Origin of the sequence: Brakhagea baltica (genome assembly GCF_052161605.1) — a bacterium.
Taxonomy (GTDB): Bacteria; Planctomycetota; Planctomycetia; order Pirellulales; family Pirellulaceae; genus JBKCUI01.
This window is the reverse complement of record NZ_CP197409.1, coordinates 3,037,196-3,058,103: the sequence shown is the minus strand read 5'-3', so window position 1 is coordinate 3,058,103 and position 20,908 is coordinate 3,037,196. Positions and strand designations below refer to the sequence as shown.

Below are 20,908 nucleotides of genomic sequence, written 5' to 3'. Positions count from 1 at the left end.
ACTCATGACGGTGTGGCCTGCGGCATCGGCGATCGAGAATCGTATTCCGAACTGGGCTCTTATTCCAATCCGTCGATCGCAAAGGCGGCGATGATGGAGTCGGAGGTGTCCACAAAGTCGTTGTCATAGCAAACGATCAGCAAGCGTCGGCCATCCGGTAGTCTCGGCCCCCAGGCTAATCCCTCAGGTTTTCCAGGGATGGTGTCATCATTGAGCCCATATTCCGGATTCAAGAGATCGATAAATTCGCTCTTTCTAATCTCTCGGATACTCGCAGTACTAGGATTGAGCAATGACTCGATATTCGAAACGTCGGTTACTCCTGTTAAATCCGCCAAGTAGATTTTCTTGATGACTGCGGCTGAACCGACCTTGGAGTCTCGCTCTAGAACAAGGTATCGGCTCGAGTCCACTGCCAGAACCTCGCTGACTCCCGTCGACTCATTCGTCATCGGATAAACTACCTCGCGCGTTCTATCGGAGCTCAATTCTCCGATGATCCATCGCGCTTTTGTACCAAGACATTTGTCCCCTTCAACTCGTCCGTCCTGAATCAAACAACTTTGCAAAACAGCAAGGAACCGATCGCTGTTCGGAATTAATGTCACCCCTTCGAGCCCTCGATTGGTGAAAGCCCCTCGGGAGTTCTGAGGTTTTCGCCTCGTTCCCAAGTCGATCTTTTCTGGCATGACCAATTCACGTACTAGAGAGCCATTCATGTCGAACAAATCAGCATACGGACCATACTCATCGGTGATCAGCAGGTGCCCATCGGCTGTAACACGAATCCCTTCGGGATCGTAACTGGGGCAGCGGCCCGTGCCGTCCCACTCCAACATGCGAGCCTCGCTTCCGATGAGCGATTCTCCGTCCTTGTTTCTAAGCAGGATCGTACTGAGTTGTTGAAATCCAAGTCCGCGGTTCTCTAAGTCAACGGTCAATTCGACTTTGTGGACGCGACAGGGATACGATACGGCACCATCGCCGGCTCCTCGGTCTGGCAAAACGTAGTACACATTGCCAGTGCCGGAATACTCGATAGCAGAGAATCCGCCGAGTTGATTAACAGGGACTCCCCCCTCTAGCTCACCAGTCAACCCACTGAGATCGGTGGCTGAACCTGGAATCCTTACAGATCCCAAGAACTCGATTTGTGCCTGGGACTGACCCCAGCACGCAAAGAATAAGAACGAAGCGATTAGACTGGCAGTTGTTGTTTTCATTTTACGATTAGATTTGTAGAGTCTTTTGTGTGAGTCTCAGTAGCACGAGCATTAAAAAAAGCCCTCCCGTGTTGGCAGGAGGGCTCATGATGGAATGGAGTCGATTAGCCAACCCCAAGATTGCGATTCAAGAATTAGAAATCGCCAGGAATGTCACCATGGTCGCGAGTCATCAAAGCGATCAGCGTGCGCGCATCGACGCTTGCCGAGATGAATTGAACAGAACCGTCACAGAATACGTACTGAGCTCCGCCGGTGTGGAACGCATACACTTCCGAATCGTTGGTACAATTCACTAAGCAGTTACCAACGATTGTAGTGGCTCCTGAGCTGTTAGTATTGTTTTGTTCACCAAGTTGGTTGGCTCCATCGACACTGAAACCAGCGTCGATATCAGCCCAGCCCCAGCCGTCAGCCGTGAAACGAGTGCCGAAAGCAGCACCACTACGAGGATTCGTACCACGTCGATTCATGATGTAAAGATTAGGACGACCCGCAATTTCGCCAATGCAGATGGTATTCGACAACCCATCGGAAATTTGAGCCATCTTGACCCCATTCGGACCACGCCCGAGAGCTCCCATGACTTCGCGAGCGTTCAAGCTTGGCAAGCCGGACGATACGAAAGCCGCGTTTCGGACCGCGTTAACGGTACCATAGTCTGCATAGCCCCAGATTGGAGTATTGGTGCGTCCACTCATCGCCGTGTAGAGAGCGACTGGTGGAACATCTCGGTCCGAAGGAGCAGAGGGGCACATCATCAACGGTAATCGCTGCGTGGTCGCAGGATCGTTGACGATGTTGTGCCAGCTTACATTGCCGTTGTAGTTGTTGAACAGATTGCCTTGTTCAATCATCGGCAAAATCATTTGTGGCCAGGAAACTTGGAACTGAACCGGCGACGAAACATTAATTCGGCTCGGCGGCAATCGCTTGAAAGCTGATTCGTAATTGTGAAGAGCCAAACCCAACTGCTTGCAGTTGTTGCTACAGCTCATACGGCGAGCTGCTTCTCTGGCAGCCTGAACAGCAGGCAGTAGCAATCCCACCAAAATCCCAATAATCGCAATTACTACAAGCAGTTCAACCAGCGTAAACCCGCGGCTTGCGGCTTTGTTTGTACGTTTCACTCAACACCTCGAAATAGATACTAATCTGCCACGTCGACTCGACTTAGCGAAGATGAAGAGTTATAGAAATCGTCTTGAATTTTTTGTTTGTTTTTCGTTTAGATTGTGTTAAGAATGCGTTAATAAACGCCAGCCAGTGATTCCAGGACAGAGTGCATGGTTCCGGCGACGATTCTAATGTGACCGAAGTCTTAACGGCGAAACGTCGTTATTACGAAAGTTTTCGATCTGCTGTCGAACCGAGTTCATACTGATCCCATTCGAGCTTGACACTGTTGGGAAGTGCGTTTAGCACAAGCTCTTTCCCTCGAGAATCCATGGCGTTCAACTCGCGAGATGCTCGTTCGAAATACCTACCACTTTCGGGCTGTTGCAGCTTACGCATTACCCATCCCATCTCGATATTAGCAATCGTCACCAAAATAGGATCCGTATTAGGGTATCCGGATTCCAAAACATTCTTTAGCGAACGGACCGCCAAATCAAACTTCTCACCCTCGATCCCCTTTCTGGCAATCTGCAATTCCGCCTTCAAGCGATAGTTCCTGCTGACGGGATCGGCCGGGGGAAAGTATTCGCTAACCGCGTAGAAATGCTTTAAGTCATTCTTGATCAATGCCAACGCGTACTGCCTTTCGATAGTACTTTGCTTGACAACGGTAGCTGAAGCAAGTTGGGGAGACTGATAGTCAATCTTCATAGCGGCAGAAACCGCGTATGATGTCAACGACGCCAAGGCGATCATTCCTAGAGCGTATGCGACCCACCTGGCGGCTGACTTCACAGAATTCGCAATCCGACGTCGCTGCTTAGTTAACCGCTCCAGCTCTTGTGTGATCGCGGAATTGCCGATCTTCTCATGTTCAATCACCATTCCGGAAAACGGAATCATTCGCTCAATCGTATCTCCCGGCAATTCATCTAATACGACCTTCAGCGCTTTGGCCAATTCAGCAGCCGACGGAAATCGCTCGTCCGGCGATTTGGCTAGCAATCGATGAACGATTTTCACAAGTCCATCAGGCAAATCGGGCCGCAACTCTTTCAAGGACTTGGGGGTCGTCTGAACATGTTGCATCGCCAATGCTAGGGCTGTCTCGCCAGAAAAGGGAGGTCGCCCCGCGAGCATGTGATACGCCGTCGCACCCAAGGAATACAGATCACTCCTGGCATCCACCTTTTGACCTTGAATCTGCTCGGGACTCATATAAAGGGGCGTTCCCAATGTCACTCCCACTGCCGTTAAATTCTGCGATGTGCTGCCACCTCTAGCTAAACCGAAGTCCGCAATCTTGACCTCTCCATCGGGTGTCAACAATAAGTTGTCCGGTTTGATGTCGCGATGGACCAAGCCGATCGAACCCGCCTTGCGGAGCCCGTTAGCTGCCTGCCATAGAATTGATAACGATTCCGCGAGCGGCAGTGCTCCCTTGCGTTCAATGTACGAATGCAAATTGCTTCCCGGCACATACTCCTGGGCTATGTAGTGGGTCGATTCGAATCGACCCACATCGTAGACCTGAACAATATTGGGATGCATGAGCGAAGCGACTGCCCTGGCTTCTTGCAAGAATCGCTTCTCGTGATCCTCCGAGCCAACAAAGTCCGAACGCAGTACCTTCAGGGCTACATGCCGGTGTAGCGACTCCTGGAAAGCTAAGTAAACCTCCGACATACCTCCAACGCCAAGTCGGTGCAGAACACGAAAACCCGCAATGGTTTTGTTGGTTAAGTCTTTCGATTCACTTCCTGATGACACTATGAACTACTCCAACGTAATCCCACGCGACAATACTCATAGGGTCGAACATTTACGCTGATCGATCCTCTGTCGGTTTCCAATTCGGTATATTCCTTGCCAGTTCCATTCAAACGCCAAGCTTTTTCGACGTTGCGAAAGAAGCTTAGCTTACTTTGAGCCCGCTTGCCCTGGGTTTCGTGCAACCAAATCACCGCGTCCAGCCCCATCTCGTCAGGAATTCCCGCTGTACTTTCCGTATCTAGCACACCAGCCCAGTTGATTTGGATATTGCCCTGACTAGATTGTGCCAGCCAAGCCCCTTTATCCGCCACTTTTTCCGAAAAATGGACCGGAATTGTCCAGGGTGTGTCAAAAAAGTCTCTCGCAGTCTCTAGCGGCTTGGGCCAATCGACACCAATTGCTAGCTTCGTTCCCCCACTCAACATCGAACATTCCGTCACCAAATATCGGGCGTCGAATCGGCTGTGAACGGGTCCGCCCTCTGTCGCGACGTAGACTTTATGCTCGATATCATCGATTTCGATCATGTCCGGCAATGACTGAAGGGTTGCCATAAACTTACCCTTTGCTCCCTGCTGCCAAGCATTAATACTGGCCGTGTCGTTGTGCCAGGCGGTACGCCAAACCGGGTAACAACCTCCCGGCTTGCCCCCCTCTATCTGAACCTCGAGCGCCCGAGATCCTTTCCATAGCGTATACCGAATGACAAGAGGCACCCTCTCGCCGGTGCTCAACCTGGAAACTCCCCGAACCTGAATGCACCCCTTCACCGCTGTGCTCTCCACAAGCTCCAGCGACACGTCCTCGAGGGGCAGAAAATCAGACTCTCCCCATTTTCGTCCCACATTCGGCGAGCCCTCGACGAGGGAGGCCATGCCACTCATACGGCTGCCTCTCAAACCAGGCACAAACAGAGACCGCAAATGACCTCGCTTCGGATCGATCTGCAATTCCATGAACTCGTTCACCAATGTCCAATTTCGATCGGCAATATGCTGTCGCCCCCCAAACAATCCCTTGAGCACCCCTCTCTCCACTAGCGGTGCGGGGGGCTTTCGATCGGACTGGTAATCGGCAGCCGCAAGCTTAACAAAACCGAATGGCGGCACGTCCACGACGCATTGCGAAAATCCAGAGTGCGTAGACAGTCCGAAGATTCTCGTCGACGAAGCCGCATCGATGGTGGCCGGCACATCGGACAGATACATGCGACGAGCATGGCTGGTTGGATTAACCACCAAAAGACCATTCGCTGGTCGCGATGGACCAGTTTCCAACTTGGAAAGTTTAGCAATCTCGGTCAGCAATCGCTCCTTAGCGTGAACCAAAGATTGCACCGATGTCGCTTTTTCACTTGTGGTGTCTCCATCCGGAGACTTTGACGCGAAACTCTCCCACCAATGTTGCAGGCAGTCATCGCTGAGAATAGCGTCAAAGCGTTCCTTGCTAGCTTCATTGGCAACATGTCGCCAAAGCATAGCCGTCGACCGAATACGCTCCGCGAAGGCATTCCAACGCGCATACTGACCCAAGCGTATGGCTAACTGATTTCGCTCTGACTCATCGGTCGGAACCGTTATCTTGAACTGATGATTCTTAAACGAGTCGGTCGAATAAGGCTGATTAGTGGTGTCAAAGTACTTCGACGCAGTCTCAAACGTTCCGAGAGCAGGAGATCGGGCAATCACTCGCAAAAGATCCCTCATGGAATCACCATACCGATTGGGCCAGTGAGCCAGCACCAAGGTGGGGACGTGATGATAATCGAGTTGTTTGCTCAAGTTCACCGCAAAATGCAAAAAGGCCTCTTCCGAAGCAGCATCGATAACGTGACCGAAGATCGCATCAATGGCAGCGCCTTCGCTGTGCGATTGCCATCGAATCTTTGCACTGTCCTTGTCAGGTATGCTCCCCCCCGACCATGCGTTTACCAACGCTCCTCGATAGCCGAATTCCACGAGCAAGTCCGGGGTCAAAAAGCCGACCCCAGGTTCGAACTGCGCGAAGACTTCGGGCTGCGGTAGCCCGAGTTGCCTCAAAGTCCTCTGCCCGTCAGCGAAGCAATGAAACATGTCGTCGTACGACTGGTAGTTGCCGTCGAGTGGTCGGTCTAGACCCCCTAGCACGTCGGCTTGCTTGGCTTCGATCCGTTCTAATAGCTGCCCGAATCCAGCAGGATTGCCCTCCTTGAGCAGCCTCAATAATCGATTGTTGGCAAGCAAATTCACTGGGTGCGAGACACCCCACTGCTGATCGAAGCTCGCCTCGAGCGTTGTATCAGCTAGCAACACAACATCGAGAAGGTGAATCTGTTGAGAACAATAGCGATCCCGTTCTTGGGAAACCGTATCAAAGCAAATTTGGATCAATCGATCCGTTTCTTGAGCCTCATTGTGCACCGAAGCCTGAGCTGCCGCAAGCACTTGCTCAGTGAAGGCGACCCAATCGAGGTTCCATGAGTAGCGGAGCTTTTTGGCGAGCATCTGGACTTGCAATACGGCGTAGCCCAATGCGAAAAAATCGTCCGCGAAAGGGAGGTTCTCTGACGTTACCGTTGTGGTGGGTATTCTGCTTTCTAGGTGGCTCATAATGCGAGCCACCAACCCAGCGCGATCGAGCTGTAGCGTTTCTATTTCCGAATCGACAGTGACACATTGGCCAACCATCAATCGTTCTCGCTGCGGCTGGTCGACCTTTTCCTTGCAGACAGTCGGCACCAGCACCAAAGCAGACTCCAAATCCAGCGACGAGCTATCGGTCCGCTTCCACTCGGGTAACGTGTTGAGCCCGACCAGCAGTCTAGGATCCCAAAGACTGGTCCAAGCCTTGAGAAAGTCAGCGGCCAGCTCCGACCCGAGTCCCGTTGGGATATCCTCAATCGCGTAGCTGGGGATCACAACAACAGATCGCTGGATCAACGTCATTCGAATCAGTCGTCTAGGTAGGAGTAAAGGCTCTAAGCGTTGTCCGTTTACTTAGAACTTTTTAGGATGGTGGTTTTAGTTTGGGATACAGTTCAGGGGAATCAATGACCATTCCTTACGCGACGTTAAGGGGCCAAGTTCAAGAGTTCGACTTTGCGAAACTCGACCGGGTGGCTTTCCGACTGGAGGGAGATCGTGCCGGAAGAGAGTGCTTTGGTTCCATGCTTTTTGATAAGCTCACGAGCATGGGCCTCGCGGTCATCCAGTTCCGGTTTGTTGTATTCCAAGACGACTTTTCCTTCCATGATGTGACGAATCACCTCGTTCCCCCTCACTTCCACTTCAGCCGTTACCCATTGGTCGCCGTGATAGGTCTGTGAGGTGGAGTCGGTACAATGGCGTAGGATCAGTTCGCCGTTCATGACAACATTCGTGTACGGTGTGCACAAATTGGCAGTCGTTCTCTTGTTCCGACCGTCTCCCCCCAGCAGTTGGTATTCGATCGAGGCCGGGAAGTCTTGGTCTTTGTCCATTTCTTCTGGTTTCTCACCATGCAGCATCAACCCGCTGTTTCGAAACGCCCAACCGGGGCCCCCCTTGATTTGGTTCCCGACAAATCGATATTCGACCCTGAGTCGATAATGGGAGAACGACTCCTTGTAGAACAAGTGTCCAAAGGTTTCGTTAAATTCGGTGTAGCCAAAGTATCCGACTTTGAGGATGCCATCTTCGACCCGAAAGGTGTTGGCGTGATTGACTCCCGCCTCGTGGTACCGAATCTTCGGAATCCAGCCCTCTAGGTCTTTGCCGTTAAAAAGCTGAATCCAGTTCTCCTCAGCCTGGGAAGCCTCACCTTCCTGGGAAAAACCTTGAGTTGAGCACAGTCCGAGCGTTACCCCGAAGACGAAGAACGAAAGACGGAAAAATTTCGATAGCATTGTTGAAACAACCTGGGTGGGGAGGAATCTGGCGACCGGAAAGCGTACCAAACCTCTAGTATACAGGGAAAGCTGGTTACTTCACGCGGTAATGCAGTACCTCGCCCTCCGAATGGCTAGGGTTTGGATTAGATAAAAGACTATTTGCTTACTAGACTACTAGGCATGAGCACTGAACCCAACGCTAATTCAACGGAAAACCCCACACAGGGGGGGCCTCCTGCCACGAAACCATCCATCCTGGAACAGAACTTAAAAACTCTGGAAGCCTGGCTTTCGGAGCGTTCGCTCCCAAAATACCGGGCGAAACAGATCCTGGGGTGGCTTTACCAGCGTCGCGCGACCTCGTTCGAGGGCATGACTGATCTGCCACAGTCCCTGCGATCCGAGCTGGCCAACAGCTTTGACTTTTTCCGGACACGCACGGTCGCCACGCAATCTGCCGATGACGGGACTCAAAAGCTGCTCCTGCAACTAGCGGACGGCGGACGAATCGAATGCGTGCTTCTGCGAGACGGTCCCCGTCGATCGATCTGCGTTAGTAGCCAAGTCGGTTGCGCCATGGGTTGTGTGTTCTGTGCGAGCGGCCTTGACGGTGTGGAACGCAATTTGTCTCGAGGCGAGATTCTCGAACAAATGCTCAAACTGCAACACCTTCTCCCTGCCGAAGAGCGATTAAGCCATATCGTCATGATGGGGATGGGAGAACCGCTGGCCAATCTGCCCAGAGTTTTGGATGCACTCTCCGTCGCGAAAGACAGCGATATCGGACTCGGTATCAGCCCCCGCCGCATCACCATTAGTACCGTCGGAATCCCTCAATCGATCGACAAGCTGGCGGAGGATCGCTCTCCGTATCACTTGGCCATCAGCCTGCATGCTCCGAACGATGAACTCCGCAATCAACTCGTGCCGGTAAACAAATCTATTGGCATCGACAAGATTCTCGACGCAGCCCAGCGCTACTTTGAATCCACGGGGCGTCGCCTTACCTTTGAATATGTGCTACTCAAAGATATAAACGACTCGTTTGATCACGCGCGAGAGCTAGTGTCGCTGCTACGACACAAGACAGCCATGCTCAACGTGATACCTTACAATCCCGTTCCTGGGTTACCCTATGAAACCCCTGCTGCGGACACGATTCATCAGTTCCGCAAGACGTTGATGGACGGTGGAATCAATGTCATGTTCCGCCAAAGAAAGGGTGATGAGATCCAAGCTGCTTGCGGTCAATTACGTCGACTGCGCGAAAAAGAACAATCGCTTGTTCAGCTCCAACACTAAAATGATGCGAGCATGGACATTGCCGCAGCGAATCTTGGCTTTGTAGCAACCCACCGCGACCTATGGCATGAACGACTCCACATTAAACGGTTATTTGCTTGAGATCGCAAAAGAGGCGATGGCGTGCCGCTTTGAGGTTTTGCTACATCCGGGGCAACCGGAACATGGCCCCGAGGTGGCTTGCCAGGCTCTTGACCTCGTCGCTCATCTGGAACAATTGTGGAGCACTTATATTCCGACCAGCGAGATCTGCCTGATCAACGCACGAGCGCAGGAAACTGAGGTATCGGTTTCTTCCTCAACGATCCATCTGCTCCAGGTAGCAAAACAAATCTGGGAAGCCACCGATGGAGGGTTCGATCTCACGTCGCATCGTTTGAGCAAGACGTGGGGGTTCTATCGTCGACAAGGCCGAATGCCAAACGCCGACGAGATCACCGCTGCGTTGCAGTCGATCGGCACTCAGTACATCATTTGGGATGAACAAGAGTCTACTGTTAAGCTTACTCACAACGTCGAACTGAATACCGGGGGGATCGGAAAAGGATTGGCGATCGACATGGCTAGCCAAATGCTGGAAGACGCAGGGGTCGAGAACTACGCAATCCACGGTGGTAAGAGCAGTATTCGTTGTCGTGGATCCGAACGTTCTCCCGTGGGACTTCGCAAACGCAACGGCACTTTGATAGACGATCCGCAAACCGAGAAATCTGACGATCCTAACGTGTGTGCGGGTTGGAAAATCATGGTTCGACATCCGGAGCAATCGGAGCGAGTCCTGGGGCATCTGCGATTGAGAAATCAATCCATGGGAACTAGTGGGCCCGCCAATCAATTCTTCTATTTTGCGGGTAAACGCTACGGACACGTTATCAGTCCGAAAACCGGATGGCCGGTCGAAGGCATGTTGAGCTTAACGGTTCTTCATCCCAGTGCAGGTTGGGCGGATGCTTTAGCGACTGGGCTTTACGTCGCCGGGATCGACTCGACAATTCGTTATTGTGAAAACAATCCGGATACATCGATCCTAGCGTTGTTACCTGGCGTTCGGCAGGGGCAAATTGAGATAGTGACATGCAATCTGCAGCCCGACCAATGGATTGTAGCGTAAGCCGTGTCAACACCATGCGGAACGCCTCGACCTGTAACATTTCTTTTAAAAACTGTTGCAGTGGCTCTCGTTTAGGGTGTAGGATTAGCGGCATCTTGTTCCTCTTCCCTACTGTCAAGGAGTGTCACTGTGATTCGTTATTGTTGCGATCGATGTAGACGAGAGATTGATACTCGATTCGAGCTTAGATACACGCTCAACATTGAAATCGAAGCCGCTATCGAGGACGAAACCACCGAGATTGTCGACGATCCCGATCACCTCGATGAGCTTCAACAAATGTTGGACTCGGCAGACGATCTTTGTGCCTCGCCATTCTCTGATGACTTCTATCAAAGAAAACAATTTGACCTTTGCAAGGAATGTTTCTGCCAGTACATCAAGAATCCTTTGGCCAAAGAGCCCGCAAATTCGATCGGCTTTAGCAAGAACTAGCGTTCTTAATATCTACCAGCTAGCCCTCATCAGTTATCCCTTTATCAGCTAACCCCGACTGTTAGCCAACGCACCATGGACGGAACAACGTGATCGAATCATCTGATCCGCTGACTCAAGATGCGTTGGCAATCTGGCATGCAGGACTGAATGCGGTAAAAGGGGATGTGCTGGTTCGGCAAAGCCTCTGCTTTGAATCGGGGTATTTAGTTGTTAACGATTCCGATGAATTTCCGCTACGAGATATCGAACGCGTACTGGTGCTGGGAGCTGGCAAGGCTGCTGCATCCATGGCAGAAGGCTTGGAGAGTCTTTGGCAAGAAGCTGCACCTAAGAACCTTGAGCTGACGGGTTGGGTCAATATTCCCGACGGCAGTGTTTCAAAAACGGTTACTCCGCGAATCCACCGGCATATCGCTCGCCCGCATGGGGTGAACGAACCCATGCTCCAAGGTTGCTTGGGGGCAAATGAGATTCTGCACCTGGCTCGCCAGGCAACACCAAAGGATCTCATCATTTGTTTGATCTCTGGCGGGGCGAGCGCCCTCTTGCCATCTCCTGTGGATGGAGTATCGCTCTCTGACAAACTCGCCGTTACAAGAATGCTCAGCCGGGGAGGCGCAAACATCGAAGAGCTTAACTCCCTACGGGCTTGCTTGAGCAAAATCAAATCTGGCGGATTAGCACGTGCTGGCTCCAAGGCTTCTCAAATCATTACCTTGATCATTTCCGATATCCTCGGCGATCCCGTTCATTTGATCGGCGGCGGCCCTACGATTCTCAAACCGCTTCCGAACCCAACGTACGCTGCACAGCTTGTTCAACGTTTCGATCCTGACCGCACGTTGCCCCCCTCAATCTACCAGGCGATTGCTTCTGCCCGAGCATTGCAGGTCATGGGGTGGCGCAAGTCTGATCCGACGAACACCCATTCCTATGTGATTGGGAATAATGCTACAGCAGTGGATGCTGCTGGAGTCGAAGCCGTTCGACGAGGTTACGCTTATCTTATGGAAAGCAGTCCTCAAAGTGAGGGTGACGTGAGTCATGTTGCAAAGAAGCTGGCACACCAGTGGCGGCTTACCAGGCTGCCAGGCAATCCCAACTGCATCATCAGTGGCGGGGAACCTACCGTGACGATACCGAGCCATGCCAGCTCTGGTCGCGGTGGTCGCAATCAGCATTTAGCATTAGAGATTCTTTCGCACATGAGGCAAGAGCCAGGCGAAGAGCTGCGAGCTTGTTCCAACATGGTTTTGGTCAGTGGCGGAACCGATGGAGAGGATGGACCAACTCGAGCAGCAGGCGCAATTGTCAACAAGACTGTCGTTGCGGAAATGGTGACGCGTGGCTTAGACGAACAGTCCTACCTGGAGCGATTCGATTCTTATCGCTTCTTTGAGCAGACTGGCGGGTTACTGGAAACCGGTCCGACGGGAACCAACGTCTGCGACCTCCGAGTCGCGTTGTCAGCAACGCAATGAGAGCGCAAGAGCGATCGCTTAGGCATCGTTGGCGTCCATTCATCCTTCTTAAGAGAGCCTTAATCAGGAATCGATCCGAGCACTTGGTCGAGTTGATCGATCATGACGGGTTTGACTAGGTGGCAATTAAAACCTGCTTCAAGCACGGATTGATGATCCTCGTTTCTTCCGTAGCCGGTCAATGCGATGAGATAAATCGAGTCGCCCAACTCCTGCCTAACTTTCTTGGCAAGCTGATAACCATCCATGCCCGGTAATCCAATATCGAGAATCACGGCTTCAGGACGACTAGAACGAATCATCTCATAACCTTGTACACCATCACCGGCAACACCTATAACATGATGGCCATAGCGTTCCAATAATACGGCGAAAACGCTTCGGGTGTCAGAATCGTCTTCTATATAAACGATTCGTTTCGATTTGTTTGTTGCTGGTGCTGGCAACGGTTCATCGCAACTAGGTCGTTTGTCCGTAACAGGTAAGGAAATCGTAAACCGACTTCCAAGTCCAACACCTTCACTCTGTGCGAAAATCGTCCCACCATGCATCTCGACCAAGCCTTGGACTAGGGTCAAACCAACCCCCATTCCTCCTTCGCGGCGATCCAGCGTCTCGTCTGATTGGACAAACATGTCAAAGATCGATTCGATGAACTCAGCTGACATTCCGCGACCGTTGTCGTTGACTTCAACCGTGACAGAACTTTCTGTCGTCGCTAATGCGAGCCCGATACGACCACCGTCGTCCGTATACTTAATGGCGTTCGTGAGAAGATTTTCAAGAATCTGGCCAATCCTAACCTTGTCCGCTTCGATCCAAACGGGAGCCACCGGAATTTCTGTCTGGAGTGAGTGGCGGTGTTCCGTTAACAACGGTTCCACTGCCTCGAGGGTATCGCGGCAAACGGAACACAGATCGACTGGCTCCAATCGTAAGTTGATCTTGCCTTGAGTCACGCGAGCGACATCCAAAAGGTCATCGAGCAGTAGCGCCATTTGCATCGATTTGCGTCGTATCACCTCGCTGGATGTCCGCAGAGTTTCCGGAGAGGGAGCTGCTTGATCGATCAAGGCCGATGCAGCCATCAGTGCTCCCATAGGATTTCGTAACTCATGCGAAAGAGTGGCCAAAAATCGATCGCGCTGTTGTACTTGCGTTCTTAGAGACTCTTCGAGTTGTTGATGTTTCGACACGTCGACCACCGACGCGATTGCTTGACGACCTGACGGAGTAGAAATAGGTCGCACATGCACATCGACTGGAATCAACTCTCCCGATCGATGCTTAGCCCAAACATAAGGCAATGCCCCCATGCGTCTGAGGATATAGGGGTTTCGAAAATACTGTTGCCGCCAAACCTGATGATCATTCCGATGCTTGTCTGGAAGAAGGCTTTCTAGTGGTTTGCCGATTAGTTCGTGGATTTGATACCCAAAGATACGGGCCAATTCCGTGTTGACTTGGGTAATCAGGCCTCGATTGCAAACCATCAACATACCGTTTGGAGAGACCTCCATCGCATTGCTGAATCGGGTCTCAGCATCTCGGACCTTCGTAATATCGATAAGTGTGAGGACCACACCTCCCTGGTCTGGATCCCCTTTGTAGGGGAGAATCCTCATCAGGAAGACGTCCCCTTCGGAGCTTTCGACTTCCTGCTCGACTTGCGTTCGATTCTCGAGGACCTCTTGCAGTTTATGGCTTAGATTTTCGCAACGGATCGAGTGGGTAAAACTGTGAATACTCCGGCCAAGGTCGGAATCGATTAGATGGAAAAGATCGGCCATTTTGGGGGTAAAACGACGGATCGCTAGGTTTTCATCTAGAAAAATCGTATGGACATCGGTGCTCGATAGAAGATTATTCATATCGTGCGTCAGTTCGGTCAATTCCTCGATCTTGTGTTGATACTCAGCGTTGACGGTGTAGAGCTCCTCGTTGACCGAATGCAATTCTTCATTGGTCGATTGCAACTCTTCATTCGAAGCGAGTAACTCTTCGTTGGTTGCCTGTAGCTCTTCATTACTGGTTTCGAGTTCCTCGATAGTCGCCTGGAGAGTCTCCCGCGTGAAGCGCAATTCAGCCTCGAGTCCCAAAATGTGATCCTGTGCCGCTTCGTTGATATCCAGATCCTTAGCAAGGGATTTGGTAGGGGCAATAGGATTGGCTGCTTCTGCGAACTGGATCAGAGTATGAGCAGTGATTCGGCGTGTTGCCGGAATGGGTGTGACGATGATATTCACAAAGCGTTCCTCACGAGATTGGAGAACTCGCACGTTGTTGAGGGTGACCGCAGACTTTTCCTTGGTGGCACGATGCAATGCTGCACCGACTGCCATGCGCAGTTCGTCCTGCAGCATTTCGAGCAAATCGAGAGACGGAGTCCCCGATTTCCATCTCAAAAATTCAGAGGAGTTGCCAAAGCTATGAACAATTTCTCGATTGCTGTTGACGAGCACGGCACTATCGAGTGTGGTTTCTAAGGTTTGAAGGAAGACATCTGTCGTTTGAGAATCGCGATGAGAGGATGTCGCTGCATTTCGAGTATAGGTTCCGCTGGAAACGGGAAAGCGAAGCTCGGTGGGCAAGCGAACATCGCGGCGCTTGGTGTATAGCTTCCAATGATTATCAATCGACTCAAACTCGCTAGCCAATTCACCAACGTTTTCACTCGGTCCGAGCATTAAAACACCGCCGGTTTTAAGTCCAAAGTGAAATAGACTGAGGGCCTTATTTTGAGCGGGTGGCAACAGATAGATCAGTAGATTTCTACAGCTGATCAAATCCATATGAGTGAATGGCGCGTCCTTGGTAATGTTATGTTGTGCGAATACAACCAGATTTCTTAGCTCCGACGTCACACGATATTGGTCTTTTATCGGTACAAAGTATTGTTGCTTGCGTTGTTCACTCATCGAGGTAAGTGAGTCTGCGGGATAAACCCCAGCAGCAGCAAACTCTATCGACTTGGAGTGAACATCGGTCGCAAAGACTTTCGCTTGAATCCGACGACCTGATTTTCGAAGAGCCTCATCGAGCAGTATCGCCATCGAATAGGCTTCCTCTCCCGTCGCGCACCCCGCGACCCATAATCGAACCTCTTGAAGATCTCCGTGTTTGGCCAGCAAATCAGGGAAAACGCGATTCTCGAGAATCGAAAAGGCCTGGGGGTCTCGAAAGAAACTGGTGACACCAACTAATAAGTCTCGATAGAGAGCATCGAGCTCGGCGCGATCGTTTTTTACCAGAGCAAAGTATTCATCCAAATCCGGGACCTTGCTCAGCTGCATGCGATGTTGCGTGCGACGGTTAACCGTGGACGGTTTGTAATAGCTAAAATCGATTCCGTAACCATTCCGTAGCAGATGAAACAAGGGCTCCATGGCGCGTGTTTCCGATTCGACCGCCGCTTCCGCCTTCGGATGATTGATATGCCGAAGCAGTGCAAAAGGCATTTCGTCGGGAGGCAGGATGGCGGATGCCACATCGGTATCGATCGCGCTACATGGCATCCCATCGAACTTTGCGGTTGAAGGGCTTTGGACCAGGACGCATCCACCGGCCTGATGTATGTCCCTGATACCACGAGACCCATCGCTGCCCGTTCCTGATAAAATGATCCCAACGGAACGAGGCCCAAAGTCGCGAGCTAACGAACGCAAAAACTGATCGATTGGCAGTCGTAATTCCTCGGTTCGCTCGCGAGCTGTTAGGAGTAGCTTGCCATTCGAAATGATCATCTCCGTATTGGAAGGCATCAGAAAAACCGTGTTGGGTGCAATCGGCATTTGATCCACCGCCGTCCGAATCGGCATATCGGTCCAACGGGAAAGCACCTCCCCCATGAGACTCTTAAAGTCTGGCGACAAATGCTGCACAACGATAAATGCCATGCCAGTATCGGGCGGAGTGCTTTGAAAAAATCGCTCTAATGCCTCGAGCCCGCCCGCCGAGGCACCAATTCCGACCACATAGAAAAACGGATCAGCATCGCTGTTCGTTTCCTCAAGCATGGTTTGTTCAAAAGGGGTAAGGGTTGATACGTGGTTACCTTCAAGGAGTAGCCCCCGAAAGTTTTGCTAGCAAAAGCATACCAAAATTCTTCCGGAAGTGCTCTTGGTGATATCCATGCTGAAGGGTTACATTGCTCGGTTAGCATTATGGATGAATGCTAGGGAGAAGCATACCAGCATTTCTCATGTCGAAACGGATTTCGGATGGCACCGATTTTAGCTTAGCCGCATTGATCGGTTTTGGTTCGCAGTGAAGGTTACTGCGTACGGTTTTCCCCACCCCCTCGACCCTCTTCTGGCTGTGAGATTAGCACGGTCGCTAGGACATGAAGTCGAGCGTTTTTGACTAGGAGGTTGTTATGTTGGTTCTATCACGAAGTGCGAATCAAAGTGTCGTTTTCCCGCAGCTTGGAATTACGGTGCAAGTTAATCGGGTGAATGGCCGGGTTGTTAGTCTGGGGATCGACGCTCCCAAGGACATATTAGTGGTCCGAGATGAAATGCTTGGATCGGATTCCCAGAAAATTTTCGAGGCCGCACTTCGTCCTATCTCAGATCTACCGAAAGAAGAGGTTCCAATTCGGACGCCAAATTCGGGAACTTCTCCAGATGGTCACCCGCTCAAGCGTTACACCGATCCAGCCGCAGAGCGAACCCACGCACTACGAAACCGGCTGAACGTTGCAATGCTGCATTTTCAGCTCCTACAAAGCTACCTGAAACGTGGAGAGTCCGAACTTGTAGAAAAGAGTCTCGACGAACTATTTCAAAGTATGCACGCGGTCCAGGAGCATCTTGGATCGGAGAGCCAGGCTAGCATCGCCGAACCCAAACAGCCTTACTTGAGCTACCAAAAATCAGAAACGCCCTTTGCATTAATCGTAGACGATAATTCCAACGAGGCCGAATTGCTTGCCCAATTTCTAAACCTGCATGGCTATGAAACCCAAGTCGTTTCGAATGGCAATGCCGCTCTGGAATGGCTGCATGACCATCGTAGTCCTGACGTGGTTTTGATGGATATGAATATGCCCGAACTCGACGGACCTACCACGATTCAGCAGATCCGCAAGGATCGCTCTCTGGCACAAATTCGAGTCTTTGGCGTGAGTGGCATGGACCAAACGGCGGCAGGAGTTAGCACAGGGGTGGGTGGCGTTGACCGCTGGTTTACCAAACCGGTCGACGCTCGCAAGCTAGTCGCTGAGCTGCAATTGGTAACCTAGCAACGCCAAGCGATGAATCGGGCTGAATTCCACTCCAGGCCGACGGAACCGATCGGTCCTTTAAATCCTAAGCAATCTGCCACATGATTCAACATTGAGGCTTTGGTGAGTATAATGAGAGGAAGCTTCACCCGTGCATTCCTCCCTCCCCCCGCTCTACTCCCCACTCGCCAATGTTCCGATTTCTCGTGTTTTCTACCTGGCACTTATTTTCTGTTAGGTGCTTAAGTATCAGCTTCGCCATCTCATTGCTTGGCCATTCCCTATCGGCCCAGTCACCTAGCGGAAACGAGGCCGTTGATTTTGCGAATGATATTCGGCCTATCTTGGCGGCCCATTGCTATGCTTGCCACGGGCCTGATGAAGCCAGTCGCGCGGCGGATCTAAGGCTTGATGTTCGCGATGAGGCAATCGCTCACGCTGCTATCATTCCCAATGAGCCTGCCCTCAGCAAACTAATTGAACGCATCTTGGCGACGGATGAAGACGTAATGATGCCACCCCCGAGCAATAAAAAACCACTTTCCGAGGCGCAAAAGGAATTGCTTCGAAAATGGATTGAGCAAGGGGCTGTTTATGCGGATCACTGGGCCTTTACTCCACCCACGAAACCGAGCCCACCCAAAATCGCTCGAGTGGATTGGAGCCGCAATGCCATGGATCACTTCATTGCGTCGGGCTTGGAACGAGAGGGGATCGCCCCATCCCCCCAAACTGACCGGGCGACTTTGCTTCGGCGAGTCTCCCTCGATCTGACCGGGTTACCTCCCTCGATGAAAGAGCTAGAGGACTTTCTGAACGATCGCTCTAACAATGCCTACGAACGCGTAGTGGATCGTTTGCTTGCCTCTAAGCACTTTGCTGAAAAGATGGCATTGGATTGGCTCGATCTCGCTCGATATGCGGATACGAACGGCTACAATAACGACGAAGATCGCACGATGTGGCCATGGCGAGATTGGGTGATTGATGCGTTTGACCGGAACATGCCTTTTGATCAATTCGCGATCGAACAGATTGCTGGTGATTTGCTACCTGACGCAACTCAAGATCAACTGATCGCGACAGGATTCTTGCGTAATCAAGGCCACAACACCGAAGGGGGAATCATTCAGGAAGAGTATCGCGTCGAGTATGTCGCAGATCGTGTCCATACCGTCTCAACGGTGTTCTTGGGGCTTTCCATGCAATGCGCTCGCTGCCACGATCACAAGTATGATCCTATCTCTCAAAAAGAATATTTTCAGTTCTACGCTTACTTTAACTCCTTAGATGAAAAGCAAGCCAGCTACAGCAAGTTCCTCGCGGCCGAACCCTTCATCCGTGTGCCCTCACCCGAACAAGCAGCAAAGGCGCGAGCCCTTGAGGAGCAAATCGCTGCACTGCAATCCAGGGCTAACAAAATCGAAGCAGAGGTAGACGCTCGTGTTGCCCAGTTTGTTTCCGAGACTCCCGAGAGTGAGCTTCGAGCCCGCTTTGCTCAACAAGCCCTATATCGATTCCCGCTAGATCGCACAAAAGGCAATTCCCTTTACGAGTCGATTGCGAACCGTGCGATCGGTTCTGTCTCAGGGGAATGGAATTGGCAATCGGGCAAGATTCAGGACGCTATCGAGCTAAGGGAGTCCTCGCGGATCGAGTTGGGGGACATTGCTCAACTCGCCAGTGATCAACCGTTTTCGATTAGCTTGTGGTTCAAGCCTAGCGGTAACGCCACGATGGCACTGCTTTCTAAGATGGACGAGTCTCAAAGCCATCGAGGTTACGATCTTTTGTGGTCATCCGGCAAGATCGAGATGCATCTCATACATGATTGGCCAGGAAATGCGATCAAGGTTTCCAGCAAACAAGCTTTACCACCGGATCAATGGTATCATCTCGTAGCCACGTATGATGGCTCAAAGACCGCTGCTGGTGTGAAACTCTACCTGAACTCGGAATTGCGAGAACTTGATATCTCGCACGATACGCTTAAGGGCACCATCGCAACCGAGGAACCGTTTCGAATTGGTCTACGTCAACGGTCCCTTCCCTTTCAAGGACTGATCGATGAGCTCCAGGTCTTTGGAAGTGTCCTGGCCGAGGAGAATGTTAAGCAGTTGCATGCCTTGGAGCCCATCGCTGGATTCGCCGATTGGATTCGGATTCCGCCAGATCAACGATCCGAAGATCAACAAAAGTATATTCGACGCTTTTATCTCGATCGGGTTGACCCGGATTATTCTAGCTTGAGGTCTGACATTGCGGCCGCGAACAAAGAGAAAGTCGCCATCGAGGAGGATTACGCAGCGGTCATGGTGATGCGTGACACGAATCCTCCACGCGAGACGTTTATCCTCAAGCGAGGCGCCTACGATCAGCCAACAGACAAAGTCGAGCCGCAGCTGCCCGCCGTACTGCTCCCCCCCGATTTTGAACCGCCTAAAGATCGATTGGCTCTAGCACGTTGGCTGGTTCATGAAAAGAATCCACTGACGGCTCGCGTGTTGGTCAATCGCTGGTGGCAGAACTATTTTGGAACAGGGTTGGTCAAAACCGTCGAGGACTTTGGATTGACGGGAGATGTTCCTTCGAATGCTGCACTGCTGGACTATTTGGCGTTTCACTTGATTGAAACGGGTTGGGATGTCAAAGCCATGCAGAAGCTGATCGTCATGTCGGCCACGTATCAGCAGGAATCTCGAATCTCTCCTGAGTTGTTCGACCGGGATCCTGAAAATCGATTGCTTGCTCGCGGCCCACGCCATCGGTTGTCCGCAGAGGTAATCCGCGACAACGCCCTCCGGATCAGCGGACTACTGCAGCCTCGTATCGGAGGCCCAAGCGTCAAGCCTTATCAACCGGATGGACTCTGGGAGGATGTGACCGTGGAGCGTCGAGGTAAATATGTTGCCGATGTGGGAGAAGGACTTTATCGGCGAAGCTTGTACACCTTTTGGAAGCGGACGTGCCCTCCACCATCGATGATGACCCTCGATGCGCCTAATCGTGAGGTTTGTTTAGCTAGGCGAGATAGGACCAACACTCCGCTCCAGGCATTGGTGTTATTGAACGATCCGACGTATATCGAATGCGCTCGGCTGCTAGCTGAGCAAATGATTCGGGATGGCGGTACCGATCTTAAAGCGAGAATCGATGCTGGAATGCGTCGTGCGGTTGCTCGCCATGCGACCGATGCTGAGCATAGAATTCTCAGCGGTATCTTAGATGCAGCCACCCAGCGATTCAGCAGCGATTCCTCTAAAGCTCAAAGCTTTAACACAACTGGAGCGACGGCACCAGACAGCTCGATCGATCCCGTAGAGCTAGCATCGTGGACCGTTGTCGCCAGTACTCTATTAAACCTTGATGAAACCATTTCCAAGAGGTAGG

At 51.6% G+C, this 20,908-nt stretch carries 12 protein-coding genes; 6 read left to right on the top strand and 6 right to left on the bottom strand.

The window, feature by feature from the left end; all coding sequences use genetic code 11:
* Positions 1 to 59: 59 nt before the first annotated feature.
* From SH449x_RS11305 to SH449x_RS11285, 5 genes are all read right to left on the bottom strand, one after another.
* The gene (locus SH449x_RS11305) at positions 60 to 1,223 is read right to left on the bottom strand and encodes an esterase-like activity of phytase family protein (RefSeq protein ID WP_482381442.1); all 1,164 of its coding nucleotides are present in this window, start codon (positions 1,221 to 1,223) and stop codon (positions 60 to 62) included.
* Positions 1,224 to 1,357: 134 nt separating this feature from the next.
* Positions 1,358 to 2,353 carry a DUF1559 family PulG-like putative transporter gene (locus tag SH449x_RS11300; RefSeq protein WP_482381441.1) on the bottom strand — a complete coding sequence of 332 codons (996 nt, stop codon included), beginning with the start codon at positions 2,351 to 2,353 and terminating at the stop codon, positions 1,358 to 1,360.
* A 211-nt stretch (positions 2,354 to 2,564) separates the two neighbouring features.
* Complete coding sequence (locus SH449x_RS11295; protein WP_482381440.1) at positions 2,565 to 4,112, bottom strand: serine/threonine protein kinase; 1,548 nt, start codon at positions 4,110 to 4,112, stop codon at positions 2,565 to 2,567.
* Positions 4,112 to 7,039, bottom strand: a complete 2,928-nt coding sequence (locus tag SH449x_RS11290; protein WP_482381439.1) for a hypothetical protein — start codon at positions 7,037 to 7,039, stop codon at positions 4,112 to 4,114. The genes SH449x_RS11295 and SH449x_RS11290 overlap by 1 nt, the downstream gene beginning before the upstream one ends.
* A 125-nt stretch (positions 7,040 to 7,164) precedes the next feature.
* Entirely contained in the window at positions 7,165 to 7,977 is an 813-nt protein-coding gene (locus SH449x_RS11285; protein ID WP_482381438.1) for a 3-keto-disaccharide hydrolase, read from the bottom strand.
* A 165-nt stretch (positions 7,978 to 8,142) separates the two neighbouring features.
* Between SH449x_RS11285 and rlmN the strand changes: the two genes are divergently transcribed.
* The 4 genes from rlmN to SH449x_RS11265 all read left to right on the top strand — a co-directional run bounded on the left by rlmN (position 8,143) and on the right by SH449x_RS11265 (position 12,294).
* A complete protein-coding gene (rlmN, locus tag SH449x_RS11280) occupies positions 8,143 to 9,264 on the top strand; it encodes a dual-specificity RNA methyltransferase RlmN (protein WP_482381437.1) in 1,122 nt (373 codons plus the stop codon).
* A 67-nt stretch (positions 9,265 to 9,331) separates the two neighbouring features.
* Positions 9,332 to 10,375, top strand: coding sequence for an FAD:protein FMN transferase (locus SH449x_RS11275; protein WP_482381436.1), 1,044 nt, complete (start codon positions 9,332 to 9,334; stop codon positions 10,373 to 10,375).
* A gap of 129 nt (positions 10,376 to 10,504) precedes the next feature.
* A complete protein-coding gene (locus tag SH449x_RS11270) occupies positions 10,505 to 10,810 on the top strand; it encodes a hypothetical protein (protein ID WP_482381435.1) in 306 nt (101 codons plus the stop codon).
* Between the two features lie 89 nt (positions 10,811 to 10,899).
* The gene (locus SH449x_RS11265; RefSeq protein WP_482381434.1) at positions 10,900 to 12,294 is read left to right on the top strand and encodes a glycerate kinase type-2 family protein; all 1,395 of its coding nucleotides are present in this window, start codon (positions 10,900 to 10,902) and stop codon (positions 12,292 to 12,294) included.
* Between the two features lie 59 nt (positions 12,295 to 12,353).
* Here the strand turns inward: SH449x_RS11265 and SH449x_RS11260 are convergent, their stop codons facing one another.
* Complete coding sequence (locus tag SH449x_RS11260; RefSeq protein ID WP_482381433.1) at positions 12,354 to 16,310, bottom strand: chemotaxis protein CheB; 3,957 nt, start codon at positions 16,308 to 16,310, stop codon at positions 12,354 to 12,356.
* Positions 16,311 to 16,669: 359 nt separating this feature from the next.
* Between SH449x_RS11260 and SH449x_RS11255 the strand changes: the two genes are divergently transcribed.
* Entirely contained in the window at positions 16,670 to 17,536 is an 867-nt protein-coding gene (locus tag SH449x_RS11255) for a response regulator (RefSeq protein WP_482381432.1), read from the top strand.
* 173 nt (positions 17,537 to 17,709) lie between these two features.
* On the top strand, positions 17,710 to 20,907 hold the full coding sequence (locus SH449x_RS11250; protein ID WP_482381431.1) for a DUF1553 domain-containing protein: 3,198 nt from the start codon (positions 17,710 to 17,712) through the stop codon (positions 20,905 to 20,907).
* Position 20,908: the final 1 nt, after the last annotated feature.